Genomic DNA, 6,725 nt, shown 5'->3' with positions numbered 1-6,725 from the left:
AGGTCCGACCACTCCATCGGGCGCAGCGTGTAGCCGGCGGGCAGGACGGGGTCGGGGGGTGTCAGCATGGGCGCCATTCTACGAACCGCCCTCCCGGGAGTTACGATCACGCTCCACGGTGGGACACGCCGGACAAACCACCGTGCGTCGTGATCGTAACTCCGCCCATCGGTACGTAACCCCGACCGGTCATAACTTCGGCCGTCCGGCCCGGGGCCTCGAGGGCGTCCGTCCTGACGAACGACTACTTCTTGTTCGGCAGCGCCAGCCGGAACACCTTGGCCCAGGCCGAGCCGACCTGCTTGTGCAGCGGCCCGGTGTTGTAGGGCAGGCCGTAGCGGTCGCAGATCTCGCGGACCTTGACGGCCACCTCGGCGTACCGGTTGGACGGCAGGTCCGGGAACAGGTGGTGCTCCACCTGGTGGGAGAGGTTGCCGGTCATGAAGTGCATGAACTTCGAGCCGGAGATGTTGGACGAGCCGATCATCTGGCGCACGTACCAGTCGCCGCGGGTCTCCCCCTCCACCATCTCCTCGGTGAAGGTCTCGGCGCCTTCGGGGAAGTGCCCGCAGAAGATCACGGAGTGCGCCCAGATGTTGCGCAGGCCGTTGGCCACGATGGTGCCGAGCAGCGCCTGCTTCCCGGAGCCGGACACCAGCTGGGCGGCGATCGGGGTGGCGGCGTAGTCCTTGGCGAACTGCCGGGCCGCCTTGAGGCCGACCACCTTCAGGTCCCGCCGCAGTTCCGCGTAGGACTTCTCCCCCGACTGGACCTTGTGGATCTCCAGGTCGTAGAACGCGATGCCCCATTCGAAGATCGGGGCCAGCCCGGCGTTGATGACCGGGTTGAGGATGTGCTTGGGCTCCCAGGTCTCATCGGCGTCCATGCGCAGCACGCCGTAGCCGACGTCCCGGTCCTTGCCGATCACGTTGGTCCAGCGGTGATGCATGTCGTTGTGGGTGTTCTGCCAGGACGTGGAGGGGGTGACGAAGTCCCACTCCCACGTGGTCGAGTGGATGTCCGGGTCGCGCATCCAGTCCCACTGGCCGTGGAGCACGTTGTGCCCGATCTCCATGTTCTCGATGATCTTGGCGAACGTGAGCATGGCGGTGCCGGCCACCCAGGACACCTTGTTGCCGGCACCGAGCAGGCAGGCGCGGCCGGCGACCTCGAGGCCGCGCTGCAGCCGGATCACGCGGCGGATGTAGGCGGCGTCGGTGGCACCGCGCTCGGCCAGGACCCCGTCCCGGACGGCGTCGAGCTCGCGGCCGAGCTCGGCCACCTGCTCGTCGGTCAGGTGCGCGGCGGCCGGCGGGCGCACGATGGGGCCACCGGCGGCGGCCAGGGAACCGGGACGCACGGTCGCGGCCGTGGTGCGTCCTGCCTCCGGGTCCCGACGACGGCCGGTCCCCTCGGTGCGGGCGGTCTCGTCGACCGTGGGGTCGGCCGGTGCCCAGCTGTGGGTGTCCGGGCCGGCGACGGCACCGGGGCGCTTGCCGGAGGTCAGCAACGTGGAGTTCTTGCGGTCTGAGATCAGGGTCATGATTCTCCTAAGGGGTCGGGAGAGGAAAACTGTGGGGGCGTCAGAGGCCGAGACTGACGGGTCCGGCCGCTGCGCTGACGCAGGTCTGGATGAGTTCACCGGGGTCACCGTGGACCTCGCCGGTGCGCAGGTCGGTCACCTGCCCGGAGCGCAACGGCACCAGGCAGGCGTGGCAGATGCCCATGCGGCAACCGCTCGGGGCGGGGATGCCGGCGTCCTCGGCCACCTCGAGCAGGGGCACGTCACCGGCGGCGTCGGCCTCGACGTCGGAGGTCTCGAAGACCACCAGCCCGCCGGCGCCGGGCTCGCCGACCACGAGGTCGGCACGGAACCGTTCGATCTTCAGCTCGCCGGCCGCGGGACCACCCGCGCCGGCCAGTCCCACCGCACCCGAACCGGCCCCGGCGGCACGGGACTCGGCCGCCCAGAGGGCCTCGGCGTCGTCGAGGAATCCGCCGGGACCGCAGGCGTAGGCGGCCCGCTCGCGCCAGTCCGGGCACAGCTCGTCCAGCGCGTCGGGACCGCTGAGGTCCAGGCGCCCCTCGTCCGCGGTGGCGTGGTGGTGGACCCGCAGCCCGGGGAACTGGTCGGCCAGCTCGGCCAGCTCCTCGCGGAACAGGGACGTGTCGGGCGTGCGGGCGGAGTGGATGAGGACCACGTCGGCGTCCGGGCGGCGGGGCACCAGGGTACGGATCATGGACATCACCGGGGTCAGCCCGGACCCGGCGGTGAGCATCAGCAGCGGCCGGGGGTGTTCGGGGAGGGTGAAGTCGCCCTCGGGCCGGGCCAGGAAGAGCACGTCACCGGGCTCGGTATGGCGCACGAGCGTGCCGGAGACCTTGCCGATGTCCGTCACCGTGATCTCGGGGTCGGCGCCCGCCGCCGCGGACAGGGAGTAGGACCGCCACTGACGCACGCCGTTGACGTCCACGCCGATGCGCGCCCACTGTCCGGCCTGGTGGGCCTTCCAGCCCGGACCGGGACGGAAGGAGATGGTGGCCGAACCGGGCACGGAGCGGTCCACCCGGGTGACGACGCCTCGCAGCTGCCGGGAGGAGTGCACGGGGTCCAGCAGCGCGAGGAAGTCCTGCGGCGAGCGCGGGGTGGTCATCGCCGAGGCGAGTAGGGAGATCAGAGACTTTCCGGCCATGGCTCCATCCTATAGAGCGCGGAGATAGTTTTCTGCACCACGTGGGTACGATTGGTCCCGTGAAACTATCCCCGGACAACAACGATGCGCCGGACGAACGCTCTTCGCACCCGCTCGCCGGTGGGCCCCCGGCGCCTGCCGTCGAGCACACCCCCGGGACGAAGCGGCTGAGTCCGCCGTGGCGGTCCCTGCCGGCCGATCTGGGCGCCCGGCTTGCCCCCGCCGCCGATCGGGTCACCCAGCAGATCATCGACGTCGTCCCGGACCAGATCCCCGCCTATGCGATCACCCGCACCGACCGGTTCAACGAGGTGCTCTACCTCGGGGTGCACGGCGCCCTGGAGCAGCTGCTCTCCCTGCCCGGGACCGACTCCCCCGCCCTGGACGAGCACTCCCGCGAACTGGTCGCGGCGCTCGGGGCGGGCGAGTACCGCCAGGGCCGGAGCATGGACGCCCTGCTCGCCGCCTACCGCACGGGCGCCCGGATCACGTTCCGCGGGCTGTCCGAGGCCTGCGCCGAACAGGGTATGGAGATGTCCGTGGTGGTGGACCTGGGCGAGTCGATCCTGGCGTACATCGACGAACTGTCCGCGGTGAGCGTGCAGGCCTACGCCTTCGAGCAGACCTCCCGGGCGGGGGCCCTGGAGCTGCGCCGTGCCGACCTGGTCGGGGCCCTGCTGGCCGGCACCACCCAGCCCGCCGAGCTGCGGCGGCTCGCCGCGGCGGCGGACTGGCGGCTGCCGGACCGGATCGCCGTCGTCGTGATGCCGCTGGAGCTGGCCTCCACCGTGCGCACGCGGTTGGGCACCGCGGGCCTGGTGGTCGAGCGGGAGTCCGAGGCCACCGCGGTCGTGGCGGCGCCCGAGGTGGCCGGGCTGCGCTCCCGCGTGGCGGAGGTGTTCGCGGGGTCCTCGGCCGTGATCGGGCCCCCGGCGCGGTGGGACCGGGTCCCGCTCTCCCACCGGGTGGCCCGGCTGGTCGCCGCCCAGCGTGCGGCAGGCCAGGAGCCCGACGACGGCGGGGCCCCGGTGTTCGCCGCCGACCACCTGGGGCGGGTGGTCCTGGGCGCCGAGCCGGAGGTGATGGCGGAGCTGGCCTCCCGGCGGCTGGCCCCGCTGGACGAGCTGACCGAGGCCAAGCGGCTCGTGTTGGAACAGACCCTGCTGTCCTGGCTGGTCCACTGGGGTCAGCGCGTGCCCGTGGCCGAGGAGCTGGGCATCCACCCGCAGACCGTGGGCTACCGGCTGGCCCGGCTGCGCGAGCTGTTCGGGGAGCAGCTGGACGATCCCGAGGCGCGCTTCGAACTGGAGATGGTGCTGCGGACCCGGTGGCAGTAACCCCCGCGCCGCCCAGAGTTACGATCACGCTGCACGGTGAGACACGCCGGTGCAGTCACCGTGCAGCGTGATCGTAACTCGGGGTATCCGTAGTCCACGCCCATCAGTTGCCCACGCGAGTCAGAAGTCCACACGTGTCAGCTGTCGAGGTGCCTCAGACGCCGAGTCGTGTGCGCTGTGAGGCGATGACGCGGCGGAGACGGTCCAGGAAGAGGCGCTGGCCGGCCCGCGTGTAGATGTCGCTGGCGGCGCGGACGACCTCCCACTCGTGGGCCGTGAAGTCCTCGTCCCGGTGGATGTCGCTGTTGAGCTGGTCGCGTCCGCCGTGGCCTGCGCCGTCGTACTGGATGGCGATCTTCCATTGGACGTAGTGCAGGTCCGGGCGGCGCCTCAGGGTGGGTGAGAGCCACACCCACTCATTGACCACCGGTTCCGGCAGGCCCGCGCCCAGGATGATCATCCTGGTCTTCGTCTCCAGCGGCGAGTCGACTCCCTCGCGCAGCAGCGCCCGTGCCTCCCGGGCGGCGGTGATGCCCTTGGTCCTGCGCCGCCGGGTCATGGCGGCGTCGAGGGCGGTAAAGGACGAGAGCGGATTCGAGCCGAGTACGCCGGGAGGACGGGAGGGCCCGTCCGCACGTTGCAGGAGCGCATCACCGGCCTCGACCAACTCGTCCGGGTCTCGGATCAGGGTTGCGAGGTCGAGCCAGGTCCGCTCCGGCGTCGTCAGCCGGAACGGACCGGCCACGGTGACGTCGTCCGGGTGAAGAGTGGCCTTGTGGCCGGCCACGCCCGGACGACGCCGGCCCCCTGCGGTTCCCTTCCGGCCGGTCACGTGCACGGGCCAGTCGTGGTCCAGGTGCGGTGGCAGCCAGATCCCCCACAACCGGGCGGCCGTGGTGTGGCTCAGGTAGTGAGCACCGGGCAAGGAGGAGATCGCCTGCACGGACTCGGTCCACGGCTGTTCCGATCCGTCCCAGACCCGGATGCCGGGTGTGGGTGACTTCAGACGGGGATCTCGGAGCTGATGGTCTGTCATCCCCGCCGCACGTGCCTCCTGGATCGTGAAGACGGTTTTGGCCGCGCCGGTGCAGGTCGCCTGGACGGCGGCATCCCGGTCACGTCGTTCACTGCTCGGATCCATCACCCCAGCGTCGATGATTGCCCGCACCCCTGCAGGAGTTGTCCACAGCTTCCGGCCACCCGGGCCGCCACACCCCCCCTGCCCCACGTGGGTGGGGGTTACGAGCACGCCGGACGGTGGAACACGCCGCACAGAACACCGTCGAGCGTGCTCGTAAGTCATCCCACTGAGCTGATGCCCGCCGATCTCCCACACCACTGCGACCAGGAAGCCCCTACGCTGGCCTGCATGGGACAGCGCATGTTCGTGGCGGTCTACCCGCCGCTGGAGATCCGCGAGGAGTTCGCCGAGTTCCTGCAGTCGCGGCCCGGGATGCGGTGGAGCGCCCCGGAGCAGCTCCACGTGACCCTCGCCTTCCTGCCAGACGTGCCGGACCGGACCGCCGAGCCGCTGGAGGAGTCCATCACGGAGGCCTGCGCACCCGTGCTCTCGTTCGTGTGCGGGATCCACGGCGCCGGAGCGTTCCCCCACCCGGACCGGCCGGCCGTGCTCTGGCTCGGCGTCGAGGACGGGGCCGAGGAACTCTCCCGGCTCTCCCGACGCGTGCGCAGCGCAGCGAACCGGGCCGGCGTCGCACCGGACGGGAAGGCGTTCACGCCGCACCTGACCGTGGCCCGCCCGCCCCGCTCGGAGAACGCCACGCGCTGGATCCGGGTGCTGGAGACGTTCCGGCCGCCGCTGTGGACGGTGGAGGAGGTGCACCTGGTGGAGTCGGTGCTGCAGGGCCACGGCCACCGCCCGCGGCACCGCACCGTGATGACGGCACCTTTGGCCACCTGACCGCGCCCGAGCGTGTCGGTACCGTTGGAGGAGCCATGCCGTGACGCGGCCGGCACTGTCCCGACCGTCGGCCGCAACGGTCCGAGGAGAGGAAACACCATGCGTCACGCATCAGACACCACTCGCGCCCGGACGGCGGCGGCCCTGCTGGGCCTGACCGGTCTGGTCGCCCTGTCGGCCTGCGCCGACCAGGGCGGTGAGGCCGACGCCTCGTCCGCCCCGCCCGAGGTCGCCCAGAGCGCCTCGTCCCCCATGGCCGGCGGGGACACCGCCAGCCCCGGCACCGGTGGGACGCCGGCGTTCACGGCGGCCCTGAAGGATGCCGAGGGTGGCGACGTCGGCACCGTGGAGTTCACCGAGGCCGAGGGGGCGATGGAGCTCCACGTGCAGGCCACCGGGATGGACCCGGGTTTCTACGGCCTCCACGTCCACGCGATCGGTCAGTGCGAGCCGGACAGTGCCGCCCCGGACAACCCGGACAAGACCGGGGCGTTCCTCTCCGCCGGGGGCCACCTGGGCGGGACGGAGACCCAGCATCCGGAGCACGCCGGGGACCTGCCCACCCTGCTGGTGCAGGAGTCCGGGGACGGGCACCTGACCTTCCACACGGACCGGTTCACGGCCGAGGACCTCGACGACGAGGACGGCTCGGCCCTGATGATCCACTCCACACCGGACAACTACGCCAACATCCCCGAGCGCTACGCCCCGGAGGGACCGGACGAGGACACCACCAAGACCGGTGACGCCGGGGACCGGCTGGCCTGCGGGGTC

Annotated in this window: 6 protein-coding genes; 3 read left to right on the top strand and 3 right to left on the bottom strand. The window is 71.5% G+C overall.

Annotated features, from left to right (window positions below):
• Positions 1 to 244: 244 nt before the first annotated feature.
• Together PLJ28_RS14380 and PLJ28_RS14375 are read right to left on the bottom strand one after the other, a co-directional pair.
• Positions 245 to 1,543 (bottom strand): fatty acid desaturase family protein, encoded by a 1,299-nt coding sequence (locus PLJ28_RS14380; RefSeq protein ID WP_183527403.1) that lies wholly within the window; start codon positions 1,541 to 1,543, stop codon positions 245 to 247.
• A gap of 40 nt (positions 1,544 to 1,583) precedes the next feature.
• Complete coding sequence (locus PLJ28_RS14375) at positions 1,584 to 2,693, bottom strand: ferredoxin reductase (protein ID WP_183527405.1); 1,110 nt, start codon at positions 2,691 to 2,693, stop codon at positions 1,584 to 1,586.
• Positions 2,694 to 2,752: 59 nt separating this feature from the next.
• Between PLJ28_RS14375 and PLJ28_RS14370 the strand changes: the two genes are divergently transcribed.
• Positions 2,753 to 4,030 (top strand): PucR family transcriptional regulator, encoded by a 1,278-nt coding sequence (locus PLJ28_RS14370; protein ID WP_298045056.1) that lies wholly within the window; start codon positions 2,753 to 2,755, stop codon positions 4,028 to 4,030.
• Between the two features lie 154 nt (positions 4,031 to 4,184).
• Here PLJ28_RS14370 and PLJ28_RS14365 read toward each other — a convergent pair whose 3' ends face one another.
• On the bottom strand, positions 4,185 to 4,973 hold the full coding sequence (locus PLJ28_RS14365) for a hypothetical protein (RefSeq protein WP_183527409.1): 789 nt from the start codon (positions 4,971 to 4,973) through the stop codon (positions 4,185 to 4,187).
• A 426-nt stretch (positions 4,974 to 5,399) separates the two neighbouring features.
• Here PLJ28_RS14365 and thpR point away from each other — a divergent pair, with 426 nt between their 5' ends.
• Both thpR and PLJ28_RS14355 read left to right on the top strand, forming a co-directional pair.
• Positions 5,400 to 5,951 carry an RNA 2',3'-cyclic phosphodiesterase gene (gene thpR, locus PLJ28_RS14360; protein WP_324590296.1) on the top strand — a complete coding sequence of 184 codons (552 nt, stop codon included), beginning with the start codon at positions 5,400 to 5,402 and terminating at the stop codon, positions 5,949 to 5,951.
• 99 nt (positions 5,952 to 6,050) lie between these two features.
• On the top strand, positions 6,051 to 6,725 hold a 675-nt coding region (locus PLJ28_RS14355; protein WP_324590295.1), incomplete at its 3' end, for a superoxide dismutase family protein.

This window comes from Citricoccus sp. (genome assembly GCF_035445025.1).
Classification (GTDB): Bacteria; Actinomycetota; Actinomycetes; order Actinomycetales; family Micrococcaceae; genus Citricoccus.
This window is presented reverse-complemented; position numbering and strand designations above follow the sequence as displayed.